Origin of the sequence: Brenneria sp. g21c3 (assembly GCF_040240345.1) — a bacterium.
GTDB lineage: Bacteria > Pseudomonadota > Gammaproteobacteria > Enterobacterales > Enterobacteriaceae > Brenneria.
This window is the reverse complement of sequence record NZ_JBEIAB010000004.1, coordinates 395,289-418,371: the sequence shown is the minus strand read 5'-3', so window position 1 is coordinate 418,371 and position 23,083 is coordinate 395,289. Positions and strand designations below refer to the sequence as shown.

General features: G+C 61.5%; 21 protein-coding genes. 9 read left to right on the top strand and 12 right to left on the bottom strand.

What is annotated here, in order from left to right; genetic code table 11:
* Positions 1-217 precede the first annotated feature (217 nt).
* The 4 genes from ABRZ28_RS09225 to ABRZ28_RS09210 all read left to right on the top strand — a co-directional run bounded on the left by ABRZ28_RS09225 (position 218) and on the right by ABRZ28_RS09210 (position 4,322).
* Positions 218-1,258: a malate/lactate/ureidoglycolate dehydrogenase gene (locus ABRZ28_RS09225; RefSeq protein ID WP_319602990.1), complete on the top strand. Its 1,041-nt coding sequence runs from the start codon at positions 218-220 to the stop codon at positions 1,256-1,258.
* Between the two features lie 13 nt (positions 1,259-1,271).
* On the top strand, positions 1,272-2,282 hold the full coding sequence (gene cuyA, locus ABRZ28_RS09220; RefSeq protein WP_319602991.1) for a D-cysteate sulfo-lyase: 1,011 nt from the start codon (positions 1,272-1,274) through the stop codon (positions 2,280-2,282).
* A complete protein-coding gene (cuyB, locus tag ABRZ28_RS09215) occupies positions 2,275-2,988 on the top strand; it encodes a cysteate racemase (protein WP_319602992.1) in 714 nt (237 codons plus the stop codon). The genes cuyA and cuyB overlap by 8 nt, the downstream gene beginning before the upstream one ends.
* 194 nt (positions 2,989-3,182) lie before the next feature.
* Complete coding sequence (locus tag ABRZ28_RS09210) at positions 3,183-4,322, top strand: amidohydrolase (RefSeq protein WP_319602993.1); 1,140 nt, start codon at positions 3,183-3,185, stop codon at positions 4,320-4,322.
* A 91-nt stretch (positions 4,323-4,413) separates the two neighbouring features.
* On the opposite strand, the gene ABRZ28_RS09205 is transcribed toward ABRZ28_RS09210, so the two are convergent.
* The 12 genes from ABRZ28_RS09205 to ABRZ28_RS09150 all read right to left on the bottom strand — a co-directional run bounded on the left by ABRZ28_RS09205 (position 4,414) and on the right by ABRZ28_RS09150 (position 17,520).
* Positions 4,414-5,265 carry a VOC family protein gene (locus tag ABRZ28_RS09205; protein WP_442878681.1) on the bottom strand — a complete coding sequence of 284 codons (852 nt, stop codon included), beginning with the start codon at positions 5,263-5,265 and terminating at the stop codon, positions 4,414-4,416.
* Positions 5,266-5,419: 154 nt separating this feature from the next.
* Entirely contained in the window at positions 5,420-5,989 is a 570-nt protein-coding gene (locus tag ABRZ28_RS09200) for a peroxidase-related enzyme (RefSeq protein ID WP_319602994.1), read from the bottom strand.
* A complete protein-coding gene (locus ABRZ28_RS09195) occupies positions 5,986-6,489 on the bottom strand; it encodes a CMD domain-containing protein (RefSeq protein WP_330520096.1) in 504 nt (167 codons plus the stop codon). The genes ABRZ28_RS09200 and ABRZ28_RS09195 overlap by 4 nt, the downstream gene beginning before the upstream one ends.
* Positions 6,486-8,756 carry a molybdopterin-dependent oxidoreductase gene (locus ABRZ28_RS09190; RefSeq protein ID WP_330520095.1) on the bottom strand — a complete coding sequence of 757 codons (2,271 nt, stop codon included), beginning with the start codon at positions 8,754-8,756 and terminating at the stop codon, positions 6,486-6,488. The genes ABRZ28_RS09195 and ABRZ28_RS09190 overlap by 4 nt, the downstream gene beginning before the upstream one ends.
* 9 nt (positions 8,757-8,765) lie before the next feature.
* Positions 8,766-10,268, bottom strand: coding sequence for an ABC transporter substrate-binding protein (locus ABRZ28_RS09185; RefSeq protein WP_330520094.1), 1,503 nt, complete (start codon positions 10,266-10,268; stop codon positions 8,766-8,768).
* 21 nt (positions 10,269-10,289) lie between these two features.
* Entirely contained in the window at positions 10,290-11,213 is a 924-nt protein-coding gene (locus ABRZ28_RS09180; protein WP_319602998.1) for an ABC transporter ATP-binding protein, read from the bottom strand.
* Positions 11,210-12,220 (bottom strand): ABC transporter ATP-binding protein, encoded by a 1,011-nt coding sequence (locus ABRZ28_RS09175; protein ID WP_319602999.1) that lies wholly within the window; start codon positions 12,218-12,220, stop codon positions 11,210-11,212. The genes ABRZ28_RS09180 and ABRZ28_RS09175 overlap by 4 nt, the downstream gene beginning before the upstream one ends.
* A 3-nt stretch (positions 12,221-12,223) precedes the next feature.
* Complete coding sequence (locus ABRZ28_RS09170) at positions 12,224-13,429, bottom strand: M24 family metallopeptidase (protein WP_319603000.1); 1,206 nt, start codon at positions 13,427-13,429, stop codon at positions 12,224-12,226.
* Complete coding sequence (locus tag ABRZ28_RS09165) at positions 13,426-14,283, bottom strand: ABC transporter permease (RefSeq protein ID WP_319603373.1); 858 nt, start codon at positions 14,281-14,283, stop codon at positions 13,426-13,428. The genes ABRZ28_RS09170 and ABRZ28_RS09165 overlap by 4 nt, the downstream gene beginning before the upstream one ends.
* Before the next feature lie 12 nt (positions 14,284-14,295).
* Positions 14,296-15,216, bottom strand: coding sequence for an ABC transporter permease (locus ABRZ28_RS09160; protein ID WP_330520093.1), 921 nt, complete (start codon positions 15,214-15,216; stop codon positions 14,296-14,298).
* Complete coding sequence (locus tag ABRZ28_RS09155; protein WP_330520092.1) at positions 15,216-16,073, bottom strand: alpha/beta fold hydrolase; 858 nt, start codon at positions 16,071-16,073, stop codon at positions 15,216-15,218. The genes ABRZ28_RS09160 and ABRZ28_RS09155 overlap by 1 nt, the downstream gene beginning before the upstream one ends.
* Positions 16,066-17,520, bottom strand: a complete 1,455-nt coding sequence (locus ABRZ28_RS09150; protein ID WP_330520091.1) for an NAD(P)-binding domain-containing protein — start codon at positions 17,518-17,520, stop codon at positions 16,066-16,068. Before ABRZ28_RS09150 ends, ABRZ28_RS09155 begins: the two co-directional genes overlap by 8 nt.
* Positions 17,521-17,780: 260 nt before the next feature.
* On the opposite strand from ABRZ28_RS09150, the gene ABRZ28_RS09145 reads away from it, so the two are divergent.
* The 5 genes from ABRZ28_RS09145 to ABRZ28_RS09125 all read left to right on the top strand — a co-directional run bounded on the left by ABRZ28_RS09145 (position 17,781) and on the right by ABRZ28_RS09125 (position 23,079).
* Complete coding sequence (locus tag ABRZ28_RS09145; RefSeq protein ID WP_319603374.1) at positions 17,781-18,746, top strand: LysR family transcriptional regulator; 966 nt, start codon at positions 17,781-17,783, stop codon at positions 18,744-18,746.
* Between the two features lie 279 nt (positions 18,747-19,025).
* Positions 19,026-20,003, top strand: coding sequence for a tripartite tricarboxylate transporter substrate binding protein (locus ABRZ28_RS09140; protein ID WP_319603004.1), 978 nt, complete (start codon positions 19,026-19,028; stop codon positions 20,001-20,003).
* Complete coding sequence (locus ABRZ28_RS09135) at positions 19,994-20,473, top strand: tripartite tricarboxylate transporter TctB family protein (RefSeq protein WP_330520090.1); 480 nt, start codon at positions 19,994-19,996, stop codon at positions 20,471-20,473. The genes ABRZ28_RS09140 and ABRZ28_RS09135 overlap by 10 nt, the downstream gene beginning before the upstream one ends.
* The gene (locus tag ABRZ28_RS09130; protein WP_330520089.1) at positions 20,470-21,951 is read left to right on the top strand and encodes a tripartite tricarboxylate transporter permease; all 1,482 of its coding nucleotides are present in this window, start codon (positions 20,470-20,472) and stop codon (positions 21,949-21,951) included. Before ABRZ28_RS09135 ends, ABRZ28_RS09130 begins: the two co-directional genes overlap by 4 nt.
* A 48-nt stretch (positions 21,952-21,999) precedes the next feature.
* Positions 22,000-23,079 (top strand): NAD/NADP octopine/nopaline dehydrogenase family protein, encoded by a 1,080-nt coding sequence (locus tag ABRZ28_RS09125; RefSeq protein ID WP_330520088.1) that lies wholly within the window; start codon positions 22,000-22,002, stop codon positions 23,077-23,079.
* Positions 23,080-23,083 lie beyond the last annotated feature (4 nt).

Genomic DNA, 23,083 nt, shown 5'->3' with positions numbered 1-23,083 from the left:
GATGTTCAGCCGCTATGAAAAAGCATTTTTCGAGTGTAAACAGCCCCGATAACCTGTCAAAAGGCATTTTTATCTTTGCTTAGCCACTAAGGTTATTAAGATCGGGCATAGCAATTTATTGGCTATAGAAAGTTAATTTATGTCGTTATATTAAAAAAACGCCGGCGGTATAGTTTTCGGGCTTAAATTTGCTATTTCTGGTCTGGAGAATAAGGGAATGCCGGTATTCAGCCACATCTATCTGCGCAGTTATCTGCGCCAACACCTGACCGCCGTGGGCGTGGACGAGCCGGTGGCGGGCGAGGTAGCCGATAATCTGGTGGAGTCGTCGTTAAAGGGTCACGATTCGCACGGCGTGACGTTACTGCCGCGCTACGTGCAGGCTATCGCCGCCGGCGATCTCAATCCGCGCGCCGAATTGCGGCAGGTACGCGATGCGGGCGCGATGCTGTCGTTTCATGGCGGCAACGGTTTTGGTCAGGTCATGGGCCGGCTGGCGATGGAACAGGCCATCGAACGGGCGCAACAATTCGGCGTCGCGGTCATCGGGCTGGCTCACACTCATCATTTAGGCCGCATCGGCGCCTGGGCTGAACAGGCCGCGGCCGCCGGTCTGGTATCGCTGAGTTTCGCCAATGTGGGCTCGCGTTCCAACGTTATGCCGTTTCAGGGACAACGTCCCCGTTTCGGCACCAATCCGTTTTGCGTCGGCATTCCGGTCGCCGACAATCCGCCGCTGGTGCTGGATTTCGCCACCAGCATGATCGCCGGCAATAAGGCGCGTATCGCCTGGAACGAGGGACGCGATCTGCCGCCGGGCTGCGCCGTGGATAACCAGGGGCAGCCCACCATCGATCCGCGCTGGCTGATGGAAGCGCCGTTCGGCGCGCTGCTGGCGTTCGGCGGACATAAAGGCTCCGGGCTGGCGCTGGTATGCAGCCTGCTGGGCGCGGCGTTGACCGGCGGCGATACCGAAAGCGCGCCGCCGCCGACCGGCCCCGGCATCATCAACAATATGTTATCGGTGGTGTTCGACCCCGCCCGTTTGGGAGCGGGCGACGATTACGCGCAGGCGGTGACGGAGATGCTGGACTGGACCCGCGCCTCCCGCGACGATCACGAACTTCTGCTGCCCGGCGACGCCGAGCTGCGCCACTATCAGACACGACTGCGAGAGGGCATCGCGATTGACGACGTTAGCTGGCGTCAGTTCCAGGCCCTGGAGAAAGCCCCCCTGTCCGCCCCCCTATTGACCTAAAGAGGCATTTGTTATGCATTTATCCCGTTTTCCCCGATTACACTTCGGCCATTTTCCTACGCCGCTGGAACCGTTGGATAACCTGAGCCGTTATCTGGGCGGCCCGCGGTTGTGGATCAAGCGCGACGACTGCACGGGATTGGCGACCGGCGGCAACAAGACCCGTAAGCTGGAATTCCTGCTGGCCGACGCCCAGCGCCAAAACGCGGACGTCATCATTACACAGGGCGCGACCCAGTCGAATCATGTGCGTCAGACCATTGCCGCGGCGGCCAAAATCGGCCTGCCTACGCGGGCGTTTCTCGAACGACGCGTAACGGATTTCGGCGAAGACTATCAGCGTTCCGGCAACATATTGCTCGATGAACTACTGGGGGGCGAGATTGAAGCCCATCTGCCGGCCGGGGCCGATATGCAGGCGGCGATGGAACAACTGGCCGAACAGCTGCGCGCCGAGGGCCGCACGCCCTATGTGATCCCGGGCGGCGGTTCAAATGAGATAGGCGCGCTCGGCTATGTGGCCTGCGCCGAAGAGTTGTTATGGCAATCCAGCCAGCAGCGGCTACGCATCGATCTGGTGGTACACGCCACCGGCAGCACCGGCACGCAGGCCGGTTTGCTGGCGGGACTGAATGCCACCAACAGCGGCATTCCGGTGCTCGGCATCAGCGTCCGGGCGCCGCGGGAACGCCAGATAGAGAACGTTTATCAGTTGGCGAATCGTACCTGGCGACTGCTTGAGGCAAACGGCGAGCTGCCGCGCGACAAAGTGCAGGTCAATAGCGACTATGTCGGCGACGGCTACGGCCTCCCCACCGCCGGCACGCTGGAGGCGCTGCGCCTGCTGGCGCGTCTGGAGGGCATCCTGCTGGATCCGGTTTATTCCGGCAAAGGCATGGCCGGACTGATCGATCTGATTCGCCAGGGTCAGTACGCCCCCGATCAGAATATCGTGTTTATCCATACCGGCGGCGCGGCCGGGCTGTTCGGCTACCGCCAGTTGCTGGAGCAGAGCGTTGAGTGAGTCGTGGCGTTTAGGCATTCTGGGCGGCATGGGGCCGCTGGCGACGCTGGATCTACAGCAGAAAATCCTGTCCGCCACCCCGGCTCAGCGCGATCAGGATCATGTGCCTACGGTGGTATGGAATGTGCCGCAAATCGCCGATCGTCAGCGGGCGCTGGCGGGCGACGGCCCGTCGCCCCTGCCGCAGCTATTAAGCGCGGTGGCGGGACTGAACCGGGCCGGCGTGGATCATATCGTCATCCCCTGCAATACCGCCCACCATTGGTATGATGAATTGGCGGCCGCCAGCCAGGCGCCGCTGCTGCATATCGCCGATATCACCGCGCAGGCGGTGGCCGAACTGCCGTCACGCCCGGCGACAGTAGGACTTATCGCCACGCGCGGCACGCTGGACGCGGGCTGGTTTCAGGCCCGCTTCGCCGCGCTCGGCATTGAAACCGTGACGCCGACCGAGGACGAACTGCAAAAGTGGTTCGTACCGGGTTGCTATGCGGTCAAACGCGGCGAATTACAAGGCGGCGGCGCGCTGTTGCACCAGTTGGCCGATCGGCTGACGGCGCGCGGCGCCGACCGGCTGGTACTGGCCTGCACCGAGGTGCCGCCGGCGCTGGCCGCGGCGGCGTCGGCGCATTTATCCCTCGCCGTCGATCCTACCGACGCGCTGGCCCAGGCCTGCGTCAGGCTATGGCGGCGCGCTCGCGCCTGACGCGCGTTCAAATCGTTATTTCTCCCCGGCCGCAAGACAACCCGCGCTTTGCGGCCGCTATTATGTGTGAATAAAAAAACGGCCCCGCTGATTTAAACCTGTTTCCTATATTAACTTATCCAAAATAAGCCTTTGACCGGTAATAGGGCGATTGTTAATTTAACTTTCTTGTTTTATTAATAAAAAATCGCTATATGACCGATATTCTGGCTGAAAAACTCATCGCATGGCGCCGGGAATTGCACCAATATCCGGAGCTTTCCAATCATGAATTCCGCACTACCGAAAAAATTACCGCCTGGTTACGCGCCGCCGGCATCGATATCCTGCCGCTGCCGCTGAAAACCGGCGTCGTGGCGCAAATCGGCCGTCATGACGGCCCCACCATCGCGCTACGGGCGGATATTGATGCCCTGCCGATAGATGAACAGACCACGCAGCCGTTTATTTCGCGCCATAAAGGCGTGATGCATGCCTGCGGACACGATACCCATACGTCGATTATGCTGGGGGCCGCCCTGCTGCTGAAAGCGCGCGAAGCGCAGTTGGCGGGCAACGTCCGCATTCTGTTCCAGCCGGCGGAAGAGACCTTCAATGGCGCAAGCCAGCTGATTGCCGCCGGCGCGCTGCAAGACGTCAGCGTGATATTCGGCGCGCATAACGCCCCCGCGCTGCCGGTGGGTACCTTTTCCACCCGCAGCGGGCCGATGCATGCCAATGTCGATCGTTTCGAAATTCTGGTGAATGGCAAGGGGGCGCACGCCGCTTATCCCGAACAGGGCGTGGATAGCATCGTGGTGGCCGCGCATATCATCACCGCGCTGCAAACGCTGCCAAGCCGCAGCTTCAGGGCGCTGGACTCGGTGTTGATCAGCGTGACGCGCATCGGCGGCGGCAACACCTGGAACGTACTGCCGGAACGGGTGGAGCTGGAAGGCACCGTGCGTACCCACAGCGCGGAAATCAGGGAGGCCGTCCCGCAAAAGCTGCGCGCGTTGATCGAAAACGTCGCCGCCGGATTTGGCGCGCGGGCGGAGCTGCGCTGGTATGCCGGCCCGCCCACGCTTATCAATAGCGCGGAATGGGCGGATTTCACTCAGGCGGTGGCGCGCGAAGCGGGCTATCGGGTACAGGATCAACCGCAGCAAATGGGCGGCGAGGATTTTGCTTTTTATCTGCACCATGTCCCCGGCGCTTTTGTCAATATCGGCTCCGCCAGCGAATTCGGCTTGCACCATCCGCGCTTTAATCCCGACGAAGAGGCCATCCTGCCGGCGGCGCGTTATTTCGACCTGCTGGCCGGCAAAACATTGCAAAAGCTGACTGAACAGTAGCCGCTGCGGGGGATCCGTCCCCCACCGACCCACACTATCCTGTCGCCGTTAATCTCCCCCGGCCGTTGCGCCGGGGGGCATTACCCGCCGATCAGGCCGCGCGGAAAAGCAGCGCGACGTCAAAGCCTTCCTGCGCCGTGACCAAAAAGCTGTCGGGCGAACGCGCCTGAGGCGCAATCCCCTGCTGTTGCAGGTAGCGGGCGCTATTAGCCGGCGACGCGACGGCGAACTCCAGCGCCACCATGCGCTCGGTGCCGTTTTCACCCACCGCGACCTCGCCGTACAAGGCGCGGGCGCGTTGCGGCGTGATAAACGACACCGTGGTTTGCCCCGCCGGCAGCCGGTAGCCGCCCTCGCCGTCCGACTCGATAAGCGCGGGATCAAATAATCTGCCGTACAGATCGGCGACGGCGCGCGGATCGTCGGCCGCGATCACAAAGCCGATAATATCGGTCACGCCGTTGGGATGAGATTGCCATTCCGGCCGCCAGACCAGCTCCGGGGTTTCATGCTGGCAAAAGAAACTGCGTCCATTGCGTACCCGCTCCGCCGCCAGACGAACGGTACGAAAACGGGCCTCTGGACGGCTGCCGTCGGGCAACTCGACCGGACGATAAAACGAGGCGGGCGGATCGCCGGCCAGTCCGGTCGCCACCAGATGTTGGAAAACCGCATCGCTATCCTGAGTTTTCCACACCAGCCCGGCAAGACCTAACGGCGTATCCTTCAAATCCATGCGATTATTCGCGTTATGCGGCTCATAGCCCAAAAGTTCGAGATAGTTTTGTTTAAAAATCGCCAAATGATTGCTGGAACCGAGGGAATGATGCCCCCGCGGCGTTAACTGAAACCCCAGACGTTGAAACTGGGTGCGCGCCTCATCAAGATGTTGCGCGACGTTGATCACTACATGATCGACTACCGGACTTAAACTACTCATCATATTATCTCTTATTCATCGCCCTTAGACAGACGACTAACCTAACGAACATCCCGCATAATCCCAAACGATAATTAGTAAATAGTTTGTGCGTCAATCGCATATCTCTGTGTGAGAGATCAAAGAGAAAGCGGAGGACGGCGGGTCGCCCGTCCCGTTATTGCGCATGGCCGAGCGTATGCATCAGGCGATTGGCCCAGCCGAAAATCGCCGCCGAATGCAGCAGATCGACGATCTCCGCCTTGCTGAACCCCTGCGCCAGCAACGCCTGAACGTGGTGCGCCGCCACGGCGATCGGCGTTTGCGACAGCGCCCGGCAAAAATCGACGATCGCCTGCGTGCGCTCGTCAAACTTAACGTTCACGCCCTGCGTGTAGATCGTGCTGACCACATCATTGCGCTCGGAAAGCGCCTCATAGCGCCGGGCATGCACCGAGCCGCAGTAGGCGCAGCCGTTGACCGCCGACGCCACCAGCGCGCCCAGTTCCCGCTCCGCGCGACCCAGCCCGCCGCGGCTGTACATAATGGCGTTAAACAGCGTGGTGCGGGCGACGTAAGAGTCGGGGTCGTGCGCCAGCGTCCTCACATAGGGGGAGATTTTGCCGCTGGAAGGCGTCACCTGCATGGCCGTCAGTTGCGCCGGCGTGGCCTCATGGAGCTCGACCGGCGCCAGATACGGCGACCAGGTCAACGCCCGGACTTTAACTTTCACCGGAGCGCGGATCATGGCATGGCTTCCAGCAACGTCAACCCGGCCGCCACCCGCGCTTCAAAATTGACAAAGGCGATCAGCTCCGAGAGCGCCACAATCTGCGGCGTGGTCAATCCGGCGGCCAGCAGGCGTTCAATGTCCTGGCGTCGGCTTTGCGCCGGCGAACAGGTGACCCTGTCACAATGTTCGACCACGGCCTGAATCCAGCCCGCCGCGCCGACCGGCGCGTTCCCCGCCGCGATATCCCGCAGCCAGGATCCGGGGTCATAGCTCGCCAGCCGCTGCTGATAATGCGTTTGCAGGGACAGCGCGCCCGACGCGCGCGCCATTCTGACCGCCAGCGCCGTTCTGAGCGCGGCGGGAAGCCGCCGCTCATCATGCGGCGTCAACACGCTGTCGCGGCACTGTTCAATGCCGGCGACATACTCAGGCCGCTCGCGGCGTATGGCGAAGAGTTCGCCCCGCTCATCCAGCCCGGCCACCCGGTCCAACGTATCCATCGCACTCGCGTTCATAACAAGTTTCCTTCAATATCTGACTGTTGCTGACAACGGCGTAACGCCACCAGGCAGGAGTTCGGCGCCGCCGCCTGGGAAAATGAAGAGGTCGGCAGGATGGCGGTCAGCGTATTCGGATTGCCGCCCACGTCGCACCCCTGACTATCAAGCCGAAAACCGGATCCTGTCGGCAATACCGCCACGCCGGCCAGCAGTCGGCGATCGATCCGCGCGCAGACCCGCACGCGCCCGCGGGCGTTATACAGTTCGACGATATCCCCGTCGGCTACGCCCTCCCGCGCGGCGTCCGCCGGGGAGAGGCTGACCACCTCATAGCCGCGGCGCTTGCCCTGCGCGCTTTCTCCCACCGCGTCCAGTTGGCCGTGCAGACGGGTCGCCGGCTGGGGCGAAAGCAAATGCAGCGGATAGCGCGCCGCCAACGGCGCCAGCAGCCACTCTTCCGGCGCGCGCCAGTGCGGAAAGGATCCCAGATCGTCATGGCCGAACGCCTGTAGCCGCCGGGAACTAATCTCGATTTTCCCGGACGGCGTACTTAACGGATGCGCCTGCGGATCGGCGGCGAAACGCATAAAATGGTTGGCCGGATGCGGCGCCTCGTCCCCCTCGTCCAGCGCCGCGAAACCGCGCCGGCGGAAGGTTCGCCAGTCGGGCAACTCGGCAAAACGCTGCCGATAGCCCTGATACAGCCGTTCCAGCCACTGCGCTTCGCTTAATCCCTCGGTGAATGCCTCCGCCACGCCCAGGTGCCGCGCGACGCGGGTTAACGCCTGATGGTCGGTCAACACCTGCGGCGGCGGCGCGCACACTTTACGGCTGTAGATCAGCCAGTTATCCCGTGACGACGCCGCCACGTCGTCGCGCTCGAACGGCAAGGCGGCGGGCAACACAATGTCGGCCATGCGGGCGGTTGCCGTCCATGTCTGTTCCGAGACGATGATGGTTTCCGGTCGTCGGAACGCCTGAGCCAGCCGGTGCAAATCCTGATGGTGATGGAAAGGGTTGCCCCCCGCCCACCAAATCAGGCGGATATCGGGCAACGGCAGCGTCGTGCCGTTATAACGCAGCGTGCCGCCGGGGTTTTCCAGCAGTTCGGTAATGCGCGCCACGGGGATAAAGCGTTTCACCGGATTTTCGCCCTGCGCCAGCGCCGGCGCGCGCAAGCGGCGTACCGGCTGGCCGACGGAATTCACCGCGCCAAGGCCAAAGGCGAAACCGCAGCCGGGACGCCCGACGCCGCCGGTCATACAGGCCAGCGCGATCGCGGCCCAGTAGGGCTGCTCGCCGAAACGCGCCCGTTGCAGCGACCAGGCCACGTTAATCAGGCTGGGTTGTTCGGTCAGCTCATGGGCCAGACGATGCAATCTGGCGCGCGGGATGCCGGAAATGGCTTCGCCCCAGGCGAGATCTTTCACGCTGCCGTCGCGCCGCCCGTCAAGATAGGCTTCGAACTCGGCGAATCCTTCGCAGCAGCGGGCGACGAATGTGCGATCGACCCGTTCTTCCGCCAACAGCGTATGCGCCAGCGCCAGCATAACGGCGGTATCGGTATTCGGCCGCACGGCAATGTGTTCCACGTTGCGGCCCGCGGGCGCGTCGCGCCCGGATGGACTCAGGATCGCCAGCCGCATGCCGTTCGCCTGCGCGCGCTCAAGCCATTGCTCAACCCGATGCGCGCCGGTGCCGCCCGCCTCAACCTGCGCATTGCTCAGGCGCAGTCCGCCGAAACTCACCAGCAGACGGCAATGGCCGGCGATGTCGTTCCATGAGGGCGCGGTGTCGCAGGCGTCCTGATATTCCTTGCCCAGAACGTGAGGCAGCAGCACCGCGGCGGCGCCGTAGGAATAGGTATTGACCGATGAGGTAAAGCCGCCGGCCAGATTCAGCAAGCGCTTAAGCTGGCTTTGCGCATGGTGGAAACGGCCGGCGCTGGCCCAGCCGTAAGATCCGCCGAAAATGGCTTCATTGCCGTAGCGCTCCCTGACGCGGATGATCTCATCGGCGATACGCCGGCTGATCGTTTGCCAGTCGACCGCGACGAACGCCTCCTTGCCGCGCTGCGACCGGTCGGACGCCAGCGCGCCCTGCTCCAGCCAACTGCGCCGCGCCATCGGCGCCGTGATGCGCGCCTTGCTGCGCGCCAGCGCCAGATAATGCAACCCCACGGGCGATGGCCGCGGATCGTGACGAAACGGCCGTAAAACCGGCTGGCCCTGCGCGTCCCGTTCAACCTCATAGGTGCCGAAATGGCTGGCGAAAAGATGCATCGCGCGCCCTTATTCCGCCGTCGGCGTCATGTCAAAAGCGCGTACCCAGTCATCGCCGCGCGGCTGCCAGTGTACCGACTTGGCGACGCCATAGGTGGCCGGCTGGGTATACAGGAAAATAGCCGGCGCCTCGTCGCACATAATCTGCGTCGCCTTACGGTATGCCGCCAGCCGAACCGCCGGGTCGACGCTGGCGCGGCCTTCCGTCAGCGCCTGTCCGAACGCCGGGTTATTCCAGTAAGCGTAATTGTTGCCGGGAGCGAACAGGGTCAACAGTCCGTCCGCATCCAGCGTCGGCCAGGCCTGCGCCAACAGCGACGTCTGCGCCAGGTCGTGGGTTTTGAGATACTTGTTCATATAGTTGCTGAACTCCATCTCATTAATCGACACCTTCAACCCCACCTCGGACAGTTGGGCCGCCACCACCTGCGCCACCTCGTTGCCTTGCAGATAGGTGCCGGTCGGCACATCCAGCGCGATCGATTTGCTCAGATCGGCGCCGGAGCTTTTCAACAGTTGCCGCGCTTTCTCAGGGTCATAGGCATACCCTTTCAGCTCAGGGTTATAGCCAAAATAGGACGGCGTTAGCACCTGGCACTGCGAGACCGCCGCCTGACCGTTGAACAGCGCCTGCGAAATGCCTTCTTTATCAATGGCGTAATTGAGCGCCTGTCGCACGGCTTTATTATCCAGCGGCGCTTTTTCGGTATTGAATTTAATCATCACGCTGCGCATCGAGGGTACCGAACCGGCTTCGGCTTTACCGCTCTTGTTCACCCGCGCCAGTTCGGACGGCGGTATCGAGGTGATCAGCGAGGCCTCGCCGGCCAACAGCGCGGCGATCCGGCTGGCGGACTCCGGAATAATGCGGAACACCACGGTGTCAAAGGCCGGTTTGCGGCCGAAATAAGCGGGGTTTTCCTGTAGCGTGATATGATCGCCCGGCACATTTTCCTTCAGGATATAGCGGCCGCCGGACAGGGTTTCCGTGGCGGGATTGTGACTGCCGGCCCACTTGGGCGGCAACAGCAGAAACATCGATATCTGATCGACCAGGCTGGGGTAAGGCGACGAGGTGATTATCTCCAGCTCGGTGGGCGAAATCACCTTCACGTCGGCAATCTGGGCAAACCAGGCTTTGATGCGCGCGTTCACTTTAGGGTCCCGCACCCGATCCAGATTCCACTTCACCGCTTCGGCGTCCAGCGGCTCGCCGTTGCTAAAGGCGGCGCCCGACACCAGTTTGAAGCGCCAGGTGTTTTCGTCGACCGCCTGCCAGGAGGTCGCCAGTTCGGGATGCAGTTTCAGGTCGGGGCCGCGCAGCACCAGCGCAGGATAGATATGGCTGAGTACGCTCAGATCGCTGCCGACGGAAGCGGTCATATGCGGATCGAAAGTGTTTACCGTGGTGTTTAAAACAATATTGGCGGTCGCCGCATAGCTCAATCCCGGCGCGGCCAACGCGGCGCTGACCACGGAGGCCAGCAGTAAGCGAGTCAATTTTTTAGTCATAATTACTCCACAACGTGGTTTTCATGATTGGCCCAGAACGAAATGTTGCGGACCGACGGCCTGTAATACCGCCTGCTCCGACGGTAAATGGCTATTTACATCAAATGTCAGCGGACGACGGTGACGTTCAATCCGCGGATCCGGCACCGGGATCGCCGACAGCAGCGCCTGGGTATAAGGGTGGCGGGGATGATTGAAAATCGCTTCCGTCGGGCCGATCTCCACAATACGGCCGCGCAGCATCACCGCGACCCGATGACACAGATAGCGCACCATCGACAGATCGTGGGCGATGAACAGATAAGTCAGCCCCAGTTGTTGCTGCAAATCCTGAAACAGGTTGACGATTTGCGCCTGAATAGACACATCCAGCGCGGTAATGGGTTCATCCGCCACGATAAAGCGCGGGTTGAGCGCCAGCGCGCGGGCAATACTCACCCGCTGCCGCTGTCCGCCGGAAAACTGGTGCGGGAAACGCCGCATCATGGCCGGCTCAAGACCGACCTGCCGGAACAGTTGCGCCACCCGCTCTTCGCGCTGTCGTTTCGACGGCAGCAACCGATGCACAATCAACGGCTCCGCGACAAAATCGCCGACCGTCATGCGCGGGTTAAGCGAGGAATAGGGATCCTGAAAAATAATCTGCATCTCGCGCCGGTAGGGTTTGAGCTGACGCGGCGACAGACCGGCAAGGTTGACGCCCTGAAAAAAGATATCGCCGCGCGTCGGCGACTCCAGTTGCAGCAGCGTGCGCCCGGTGGTGCTTTTCCCCGACCCCGATTCGCCCACCAGCCCCAGCGTCTCGCCCTCATCAATGGCGAAACTGACGTTATTGACCGCCTTCAGCGGTACGCCGCCGCGCCCCAGCAGCCGGCGCTCGTCGCCGTAGGTTTTGCATAAGTTGTCGACCTGAATCAGCGGGGTTTTGTCCACGACGGCGCTCATACCCTATCCTCCCGCCGCGCCAACAGCGCGGGCAAATCATACCAGGCGGCCACCTGATGGCCGGGCGCGCTATCCGCCACCGCGCGCAGCGGCGGCGCCTGCTCGAAACAGCGCGGCGTGGCGAAGGGATTACGCGGCGCAAAAGGGTCGCCGACCGGCGGCTCGGTGGGATCGGGCGGGTTGCCGGGAATTTGATACAGGCGTCCGGCGCCTTGCCGCGCATGGGTCGGCAGCGATTTAAGCAGTCCCCAGGTGTAGGCGCTGCGCGGCGAGCTGAAAATCGCTTCCACCGGGCCGCGCTCCATAATGCGGCCGCCGTACATCACCTGCACGCTATCCGCCAGCCCGGCGACCACGCCCATGTCATGGGTGATCCAGATAACGGTGGTGCCGATCTGTTTTTTCAGGTTGCGCACCATATCCAGGATTTGCGCCTGAATGGTCACATCCAGCGCGGTGGTCGCCTCGTCGGCGATCAACAGTTTGGGATTACAGGCGACGCCGATGGCGATCATCACGCGCTGGCGCATACCGCCGGAGAATTCGTGCGGATAATGGTCAAGGCGCTTGTGCGGCTCGACGATGCCGACCAAATCCAGCAGTTCGACCACCCGATTGCGCGCCTGCCTTGCCGACAAGCCTAAGTGACGCCGTAACGGCTCGGCGATCTGCCGTTCAACGGTCAGTACCGGATTCAGCGAAGTCATCGGATCCTGAAACACAAAGCCGATTTCCTTGCCGCGCAAATCCAGCATTTGCCGCTTCGACAGCGTCAGCAGGTTGCGGCCGTCAAACCACACCTCGCCGCTCACCACCCGTCCGGGCGGCGAGGCGATAAGGCCGGTCATCGCCAGCGCATGCACGCTTTTGCCTGAACCGGACTCGCCGACGATGCCCAGCGTTTCGCCGGCTTGCAGCGCGTAGGACACCTCATTCACCGCGTGTACCGGCCCGGCGGGGGTATCGAACACCACGGTCAGGTTTTTCACTTCCAGTAGCGTCGCCACGGTTTACACCTCGATATAGCCGCCGGTGGATTGCGTCAGGTACTCGCGCCCGGTGTCGGTGATCAGAATGGTGTCGGAGATCTGGGTGCCGCCCACGCCGGGGATACGCAGATTGGGTTCAAACGTAAAGATCATCCCCGGCTCCAGCGTCAGCGGCGAACGGGCATCCAGCGACGAATGTTCATGCGCCCCCAGACCGATGCCGTGACCGATGCGGCCGGGAATGTATTTCCCATAACCGCGCGCTTCAAGCTTGGCCTTCACCTGATTGAACAACTCGGCGTAAGGCGTGCCGGGGCGGATCAGCGCGTCCACTTCCTCGCGGATAGCCAGAATGGCGTCGAGGGCGCGCCGGCGCTCGGCGGACAGCGGCCCGTAGGCGATGGTGCGCTCATTCTCCGCATGAATGCCGTTGGCGATGCTCCAGATAAATACCGCCACCGTTTCCCCGCGCAGCGGCTTGCGCGCCGTCGGGTTATCGCAGTTATAAAACAGGCGTTCGCCCGCCAGCGCCCAGGTCCAGAGGCCGTTCTGCACGCCCCCTTCCAGCGAACCGAAATCGCACACTTCCACCTGCGGATAACGCTGCGCCCAGAACTGGTTCATCGCCGCCATCGAGGCGATGCTGATCTCGCGTTCGCTGCCGCCGCCGGCAATCGCGTCAATCGCGGCCTCCATTCCCCGATCGGCGATACGCGCGGCGATGCGCGCGTGCGCGATTTCATCGGCGTCTTTAATCAGCCGCGCCCGCTCAAGCAGCGCCGAAACGTCGGTAAACGCGGCCTGCGGCAACGCCTTTTGCAACTGGGCGAAACGCCGCAACGGCAGGAAATCCTCTTCGATGCCGACGCGGCCCGCCGCCACGCCCAGTTCCTGCAATATCGACGCCAGCGCCGCCAGCCAGTCCGGCCCCATGGTGACTTTGGTCGACCAGGCGCCGTACAGGCGGATATCCGTCACCCAGGCGCTGGCCCGGCCGTGATCGTCGCGCAGCGCATGCACCAGCATGATGGGATCCCGTCCGGCGGCCACAATGCTGATAACCGGATGCGAATAGATAATCGGATTGAATCCGCTGAGATAAAAACTGTTTTCCGGTTTAAAACACACCGCCACGTCAATCTGCCGCTCCGCCAGCATGCGTTTGACGCGGCTCAGCCGGGCGGGCGGCGCGGAAGATGTTCCTGAAGGGTTTAGCGCTGAACTCATCGTTGCGTCCTCAATTTCGGGTCAAAGTAGTCACGCAGCCAGTCTCCCAGGAGATTGACGCTCAAGACGGTAAACAGAATGGCCAGACCGGGAAAGGTGACGATCCACCAGGCGGAAGAGATATACACCCGCCCGTCGGCCAGCATGCGTCCCCAGCTCGGATTGGGGGGTTGAACGCCCAGCCCCAGAAACGACAGCGCCGCGTCCATGATAATCAGGCGCGCCAGTTCCAGCGTCGCCACCACCAGCGCCGGCGTCAGCACGTTGGGTAAAATATGCCGCCACATGATGCGCCAGCCGCTGGCGCCGATGGCGTGGGCGGACAGAATAAATTCCTGCTCGCGCAGCGATAGCACCTGACCGCGAATAATGCGCGCATAGCGGATCCAACTGGTCAGCGCCAGCACCAGAATCAGGTTCTGGATCGAGGGGCCGAACGCGGCGACGATCAGTAACGCCAGCAGCATCAGCGGCAGCGCCAGTTGGATATCGACCACCCGCATCAACAGCCGGTCCACCATGCCGCCGCGATAGCCCGCCACAATGCCGAACAGCACGCCCACCATGCCCCCCAGCACCACGGCGATAAAAGCGATCGTCAGGGTGATGCGGCTGCCATAGATAATGCGCGACAGCACGTCGCGCCCCAGTTCGTCGGTGCCGAACGGATGAGGGCCGGGAGAAAACAGCCCGCTCCAGGTCGGCGGCTGCATCCGCATCAGCAAATTGGATTTGGTCGGCGGCATCAGGCCGAGCCAGGGGCCGAACAGCGCCAGCAGCAGCAGGACAACCAGCAGAATAAAACCCGCCATCCCGCTACGGTTTCGGCTCAGCGCGCAGAAAAAAGATCGCATCACAAGGTTTCCTTAGCGTCGCCGGGAAATACGGGGATCGAGCACGCCGTAGAGCAAATCCACGATGAAATTGATCGCCACAAAAATGACCGCCACCAGCACCACGCCGGCCTGAATCACCGGAAAATCGTGTACCTGTATGGCCTGCACAATCAGCCGCCCCACGCCCGGCCAGGCAAAGACCGTCTCCGTCACCACCGAGCCGCCCAGCAGTTCGCCGGCGATAATGCCGATCATCGTCACCACCGGGATCAACGCATTGCGCGCGACATGCCAGATGAACACCGTATGGGGCAACAGCCCTTTGGCGCGCGCCGTGCGCACATAGTCTTCGCGCAGGATGTCCAGTAAGGAAGAGCGCAGCAGACGCGCAATCGACGCGGTGACGAACACCGCCAGCGTCGCGCCCGGCAGCACCAGATGCGCCAGTCCGCCGGACCCGCCGGTGGGAAACCAGCCGAGATTGACGGCGAAAAACAGGATAAGCATGATGCCGAGCCAGAATACCGGCGTCGCCTGCCCCAGCAGCGCGGCGACCATCACGATGAATTCCGCCAGCGTGCCGCGCATCAGCGCGGCGATCGCGCCGGCGACGGCGCCGAACGCCACGCCGAAAAACAGCGCCGTTCCCGCCAATGTCATGGTGGCGGGCATATGCCGCCACACCACCGACAGCGCGGGCTGCATATATTGAAAAGAGGTGCCGAAATCGCCGTGCAGCATCGCCCAGAGCGTATGGAAGTACTGTTCCAGCAACGGACGGTCCAGTCCCAGACTGTGGCGCATGGCGTCCAGTTCAGCCTGACCGGCGCCCACCGGCAGCAATAGCACGGTAGGATCGCCCAGTACGCGCGTGACAAAGAAAACCAGGGTGACCACGCCCCAAATCGCCACCAGCGCCTCCGTCAGCCGGGCCAGAATATAGCGAAACATCAATCAGCGCCTCCCGCGAGGAACGCCCTGATTTCCGCCAGCACCCGCTGATTGGCCTCAATGTGTACCGGATGATTGGCGCCGGCGATCTCCAGGTAGCGCGCCGCCGGAATGGCATCGGCAATCAGGCGCGACTGCGACGGCGGGCAAATCCAGTCATTGCCGCCGACGATAACCAGCGTCGGCGTCTTGATATCCGCCAGCCGCGCGCGCAGGTCGTAAGCCTTGTCGGCAAACAGCGCATTGTGGGTCTGCGCATGCAACGCCAGGGTGCGCGTGCGCTCCAGCGCCGCGTCGGCGTCGAACTGTTCGTAATAGAGCGGTTGCAACGCCAGCCATATCAGCCGCAGTTCCGTGTCGTCCACCACCCGATCGGAAAACAGCTTGTCGATCATCCCCAGCGATGCGCAAGGCGCTTTATGCAGGCGCGCCTTGAAATTGGCGATGGCTTCCGCCTCGTGATGATGGCTGGGCGCGGTGCCGCGCAGAATCAGATGATTCAGGCCGTGCGGGTATTTCACCGCATAGCTCAGGGCGATCATGCCGCCAAAAGAGCCGCCGATCAGCGTGATTTTGCCGCCGCCGGCCAGACGCTGCCGGAAGGCTTCAAGATCGTCGACCAACTGATCGAAGGTAAACGGCGGCGTCAGGCTGGATTGCCCGCAGCCGCGCTGATCGTAAGCCAACAGGCGATAACGGTCCGCCAGCGGCAGGAAAGCATTAAAATCGCCGCGATGATCGCCGATGCCGCGGCCGCCGTGCAGCACCACCACCGTTTCCGAATGCTCATCGCCCGCCAGCGCGTAAGTGAAGGCGGCGCCGTTGAGCGTAATACGTTGTGTCGCGTGGTTAGTCATGATCCCGTTCTTCCGCGTTGCGCCATTCATCGCCCTGCAACTCCGGCGTATCGAACGCCAGCAGGTCGTCGTAATGTTTCTGCCGATCTTCGACAAACAGGCTGCGGGCGATGCCCTGCGCCAGCCGCCGTCCGCCCTCGCTGACCGCCGGGATATCGCCGGACAACTTGCCGTGCGTCAGGGTCGAGGGATAGTTAAAACTGTGGATGCGCGTCAGCCACCGACATCGGCCGGGGATTTTCGGCTGGAATTCGAACGCCGGCCCCAGATAGGGCGACGTCGCCAGTTCGCCATTCTCCTCGCCGGATTCAGGCGTAAAACGGTCCTGCCAGAAGGCGATCTGGTCGGCGAAAAGACGCAGCTCGGGCCGATGGGATAAATCGACGCGAAATCCGGTGGCGAAAATAATGAAATCCAGCGGGAAACTGCCTGCCGGCGTGGTCAGCTCTACGCCCAGCGCCGTTTCCCGCAGCGCCGTGACCGGGCTGTTGAGATGAAAGAAGGCATTGGCATGGCGCGACACGCGCAGCGTGGAGTCGCGCGGCGGCGGGGTCTGCGCCGCCAGCGTGGTGGAGAGAAATTTCCATTTCCACGCATCGCTCAGGCCAAGAAATCCCTGCACCACGCCCTGACTGGCGATGCCGGTGAACTTGTTGATGCGCGGCAGATCCTGACGGCGAATAAACAAATCGACCTGACCCGCCCCGTATTCAAGCGCGGTGGCGGCGTTATCCATCGCCGAGGCGCCCGCGCCGATCACGCCCACTCGCTTGCCCGCCAGCGCGGCGAAGTCGATATCGTCGGCCGAGTGCGCCCAATATTTTCTCGCCAGCGCCTGCGCGAAATCCGGCACGTAGGGGCCGCCCAGACCGTCGCGGCCGCTGGCCAGCACCACGCGGCGAGCCAGATAACGCCGCGTTTCCTGCGTAACCCGATTATAGGTTTCCACCTCGATCAGATCGTCTTCCGCCGGTTGCAACAGCGTTACTTCCGTCTCGTTTAACACCGGAATATTCAGCGCCTGGCGATACCAGATCAGATAATCCATCCACTGGGTACGCGGGATCTTATCCAGCGCCGCCCACGCCTCTGCGCCGAACTGCGCCTGATACCAGGCCTGGAAGGTCAGCGCCGGCAACCCCAGCGCCGGCCCCGCCAATTGCTTGGGGGAACGCAGGGTTTCCATGCGGGCGAAGGTTTTCCACGGCCCTTCGCGTCCGGCGGGCGCCTTGTCGAAACACAGCACATTATCGATACCGAGCAGCTTGAGCGAGGCCGCCGCCACCAGTCCGCACATGCCCGCGCCTAAAATAGCGACGTCAACGACATACCGTCCTGCCGTATTGCGCGCATGAACCCAGGGCTTGGCCGGCAGTTCCAGCAGTTGCAAGTCTTCCCGCAGACGCGCTTCCAGATACGCTAATCCTTTCCCATCCAACGTGGTCATGTGTACAGCTCTCCCCTAACCATTATCCCCGCCATGTCCCTCTACGGGGGTAGCGATAAGACAAACCAATGATGCTTAAAACGCATTATTAACCGCTCTGTATGTCAATTCTTAATAATAAATTTGTCTGTGCTTATGCGTAAAATTGCGTGTACAAGTCAAAAAAGTTTCCGCATGCTTTAAAAAAATGGTCGACGGGTGAACGCGGCGTCAGTCGCGGCAACGTCGACGCGATGGACAAGAGAAAAGGAATGGACGGCATGTCGAAAACGGCGATTTTAGAAGATTTGGATTTACGTCAGCTTGAGGCGTTCTCAGCGGTGATTTCTTCCGGCAGCATCACCGCCGCGGCGAAAAACCTCCGCCGCTCGCAGCCCGCGGTCAGCCGGCTGATTCAGGAGTTCGAAAATAAAATCGGCTACCCGCTGTTTTTGCGCAACGGCCCGCGCATCACCGCCACCGAGCAGGCTTACCAGTTGCACGAGTCCGTCGAGCACGCCTTGATTTCGCTGCGGCAGGTTCAACTACGGGCGAAGGAAATCGCCGGAGAAGAAGAAAAACCGCTGATCATCGCCGCCACGCCCGCGATGGCGGCGGGCTTATTGCCGACGGCCCTGGCCAAAGTGGAACTTAGCACGCCGTTGCAAATTCTGAGTTATTCGGCGGAGCAAACGCTGCACGCGGTGATCGACGGACGCGCCGATCTCGCCATCAGCAGCCTGCCGCTGGATCATAAAAACGTTCATCGGCACTGGATTGGACAATCAAGGTGCGTGGTGGTGCTCAGTGAAGACGATGAGCTGGCGCGGCAGAGTGAAATTCGTTTGCAGGATCTGGCGTCCCGCAAAATGATTACCCTCTACAACCCCTATCGCCTGCGCCACCGTTTTGAAGACGCGATGAAAAAAGCCCGCATCCAGCCGCGCTACGTGATAGAGACCAACTCGTCGGCCAATGTACTGGCCTGCGTGCGGGCCGGGTTGGGCGTGGCCATCACCGAGCCGGTGACCGCCTACGGCCTGCCGCTGCAAGGCATGACGATCCGCGAGCTGGATATCGAAATTCCGTACCATTTCGGCGTGATTACCCCGCAGGCGAAAACGCCGCGAACCGTGGTATTGCAGATTGTCGACGCGCTGGAGAATACGGCCAGAGAATTATTGCCGAATTTCGCGTTATTTCATTCCGACGATCACCATAAAATCATGCTTTCGTTAAGTCACTAAAATGAAGGAAAAGCCCGGTGTAGGACAGCGATACATTCGCCGGCGGAAACCCCGCCCGCTCATCGGTTCGCTGTCCCCATGATCAGACGCGAACGGTCGCCGTAACGGATTATATTCAATCTCCGTTTCTGCGATTTTAAAATAAACGACAAAAATAAATTTTATTTTTATTCCAACCGGAAGGCATCCGCACGTCGTAATAACGCCGTGGCGGGCGGAGGACTTTCATTAAATAACCGCAGCACCATTAAAATAAAGATATTTATTGCGAGGGTAATAATGAAAATAAAACATCAATACCTTAATAAAGCCGTAATTGGACTGGTTGTATCCGGCGCATTATTTTCCGGCGGCGCGCTGGCCGAATATCCGGAGAAACCGATACAAATGCTGGTGGCCTTTGCGCCCGGCGGCGGTACGGATATCGCCGCCCGCTCGGTCGCCCACTATCTCGAAAAGCATCTGGCGAAAAACGCCAGCGTCGCGGTCATTAATAAACCCGGCGCCGGCGGGGAAATCGGCTGGACGGCGCTGGCGCGCGCCAAACCGGACGGCTACACCATCGGCATGATCAATCCCCCGGCGACCAATGCGCTGGTCGTGGAAGGCAAGGCGAAATACACCATGGATGATTTTCAGCCTATCGCCAATCTGGTTTATGACCCCGGCATTCTGGTCGTCAACCAGCAAAGCCCCTATCAAACCCTGGCGCAATTGATTGATGCGGCCCGACAGACGCCGGATAAGCTGGTTATCGGCACCTCCGGCGCGGCGGGTTCGTCGGAACATGTCGCCATTCTCAACCTCAACCGGCAGGCCGGCATACGGTTTAAAACCGCGTTCTTCGGCAGCACCGCGCCCGTGCGACAGGCGGTGCTGGGCAACCACGTTCCGGCGGCGACCATGAATCTCAGCGAAGCTCTGCCGCTGGTCAGGGAAGGCCAAATACGCATTCTGGGCGTCATGGCCGAGCAGCGCTCGCCGTGGTTAAAAGACGCGCCGACCTTCCGCGAACAACATATCGATCTGGTGGCCGGGGCGTCGCGCGGCATCGCCGCGCCCAAAGGCACGCCGCCGGAAATCGTCGCCCGGCTGGAAAAAGCCCTGCACGACGTCATCAACGATCCTGAGTATCTGGCCGCCGCGCAGAAAGCCGAAATCCCGTTGAATTATCTGGACGCTCAGGGCTACGGCAAACTGATTCAGCGTGTTAACGGCGATTTGGCCGAAACCTGGAAAATCACGCCATGGCGCTGAAATTGAACCCATCCCGCTGGCATACCGAGTTTTTTTTCGCCCTGCTGTGGATAGCGATCGCCGCGGGCATCTACGTCGGCGCGGCGGCATACAGCCCGAGCAGCGCGATCTTCCCGCGCGCGCTGGCGATGCTGCTGGCGCTCGGCGGTCTGGCTCAGACGATCCGGCTCTATCGGCGACGGACGCATGAAAACGGCGCGCCGCGGCGACTGCTGGACGCGCCGCTCAGGGTGGCGATCGGCTTCCTGATGGTCGCCGCCTATATTCTGCTGATGAATGCGATCGGTTATATCGCCGCCAGCCTGCTGTTTGGCGTCACGCTGCCGCTGCTGGCGGGGTATCGACGCCTGTGGCCGATTTTCGCCAGCGTAACGGGCTCGCTGCTGTTGATTGTGACGGTGTTTCGCATCCTGCTGGATCGGCCGCTGCCGCCGGGTATTGTCGAATCCCTGCTGGAGCGCGCGTTATGATCGAGGCCCTGCTCAGCGCCCTGCCGCATGTGCTGGCGCCGTCCAATCTGCTGGCGGTTCTGCTGGGAACCGTCTCGGGACTGGTGGTCGGCGCGCTGCCGGGACTGACCGTCACCACCGGTATCGCCGTTCTCATTCCCCTGACGTTCGGCGTCGATCCCCTCTTCGCGCTGGGCATGATGGCCGGTATGTATAACGGCGGCAGCTACGGCGGCGCCATTCCGGCGATTCTGCTGCGTATTCCGGGAACGCCCGCGTCGGTCGCCACCGTACTGGACGGCTATGCCCTGACGCGTCAGGGCAAGGCCGCCTATGCATTACAGGTGGCGGTTATTTCCGGCGTGATCGGCAGCGTGCTGTCCGCCATCGCCCTGATCCTGTTTGCGCCGGGACTGGCGAAGATCGGTCTGTTTTTCTCGCCGGCGGACTACTTCTGGGTCTCTCTGCTCGGTCTGGCCACCGTCACCTCGCTGCTGGGCGACGACTTTCTCAAGGGCGCGATCGCCGCCCTGCTGGGACTGGCGATCGGCACCATCGGGCAGGATATCTCCACCGGCGACGAGCGCTTTACCTTCGGCCTGCTGGAGTTGGCCGAAGGGCTGGATCTGGTGGTGTTGCTGACCGCGCTGTTCGCCTTCCCGCCGGTCATCCATATGTTTGAACACGCCTCCGCCGCCGGTCTCTCCGGCCATCTGTTAAAGCTGAAGCGTCAGGGCTCCGTGCTGGCGCAATGGCGACAGTTTATGCCGGTCTGGCTGCGCAGTTCGTTTATCGGCATTGTGATCGGCATCCTGCCCGGCGCGGGCGGCAGCATGTCCTGCTACCTCGCCTATAACGACGCCAAACGGCGCGACGACGATCCCGACAGCTTCGGGAAAGGGAATCCGAAAGGGGTGGCGGCCTCGGAAGCGGGAAACGGCGCCGATAACGCTTCATCGCTGATTCCCGCCTTAACGCTGGGCATTCCCGGTTCCGGCGTCGCGGCGGTCATTCTGGGCGGCTTGCTGGTGCAGGGATTACGCCCCGGCCCGCAGCTATTTCAGGAACACCCGGACGTGGTTTACGGCTTTATGCTGCAAATGCTGCTGTCCGCCCTGTTGCTGGCCGTGGTCGGCGGGTTGACCGCCACGCGGATTTTCGGTCAGGCGCTGCGGCTGCCGGCGGTTCTGCTGGCGCCGATCGTTATGCTGTTTATTACCGTCGGCATTTATGCGGTCAACAACGCCCAATTCGATCTTTACCTGTTTTTCGGCATCGGCATCGTCGCTTACTTCATGGAAAAGCTCGACTACCCGAGCGCGCCGATCATTCTCGGCGTGATGCTGGGGCCGATAGCGGAAACCCAGCTCAATCTGGCGTTAACGCTGGGCAACGGCAATCCGGCGACGCTGGCCGACTCCCCCTTGTCCCTGCTGTTGATCCTGTTAACGGCTTTCATCCTGTTCACGCCCTTCTGGCGCTACCGTCGAAAAAAATAACGCTGCCGGCCGGTTAACGCCGCCGGCAGAAAAAACAAAGGAATCATCATGAATGTAGCCATTCTGGGTGGCGGCAATATCGGCTTTGCCACCACCGCCTGGATATCCGGCGCCGGGCATCGGCCGATTCTCTGGTCGCCCGTCGCGCAAGATCTTGCTCCATTGCAGGCCAACGATAACCGGCTCTCTTTTACCGGCGTCATCAGCGGCGAGTGTCGGCCGGACGTCACGACGGATATCGCCTATGCGGTGAACCACGCGGACGTCATTTTCATCTGCGTGCCGGGATACGCGCACAAAACGGTGATTGACGCCCTGACGCCCCATATGCGCGACGAACTGCCGATTATCATCAACAGCGCCTGCTCGCTGAGCGCGCTGTACCTGTCAAAACGGCTGACCGCACGCCATATTGCTGCGCCGATCATCACCTGGGGCACCACCGCGCTCACCGCCCGCCGTCAGGCGAACGGCTATGAAGTCGCCATCATGGCGGCAAGAAAATTCGTCCATGTCGCCACGCTGCCGATGCAGGACAATGCGCGCGCCATCGCCCTGTGTACGGCGCTGTTCGGCCGCCGCTTTCTGGCTCAGCGCAATACGTTGGCGACGTCGCTGATCAATATCAATCCCATCGCCCATCTGGGGCTGGCGCTGTGCAACATCACGCGCATTGAAAGACAGGAAAGCTGGCCGCAATATCATTATCTGACGCCGGGAGTCGCCAATTTGATTTCCTCGCTGGAGCAGGAACGTCAGACGCTGGCGCGCCGGTTCGGCCTACAGTTGCACAGTATCGAAGAACATTTTCAGCAGTCGTTCAATGTTCCGCAAAACGAGCTGGCGGATATTGCGGCCGAACTGCACCGTCGACGCGGCGGCCCGGCCGGGCCGGTCAGCATGGATACGCGTTTCATTCTGGAAGATACGCCCTATGGACTGGCGTTTGCCGAAGCGATCGCGCAGAAAGCGGGAATCAATCTGACCCTGCACTCCTCGGTAATTAACGTGGCGGCCGCGATATGGAAAAGAGATTTACGTCATGAGAATAATATCCTGCCGGAGCTGGGATTGGAGGCGATGTCGCTGAACGAGTTTGATCAGGTTATTTGTTCCGGCTATCGGTGAAGAA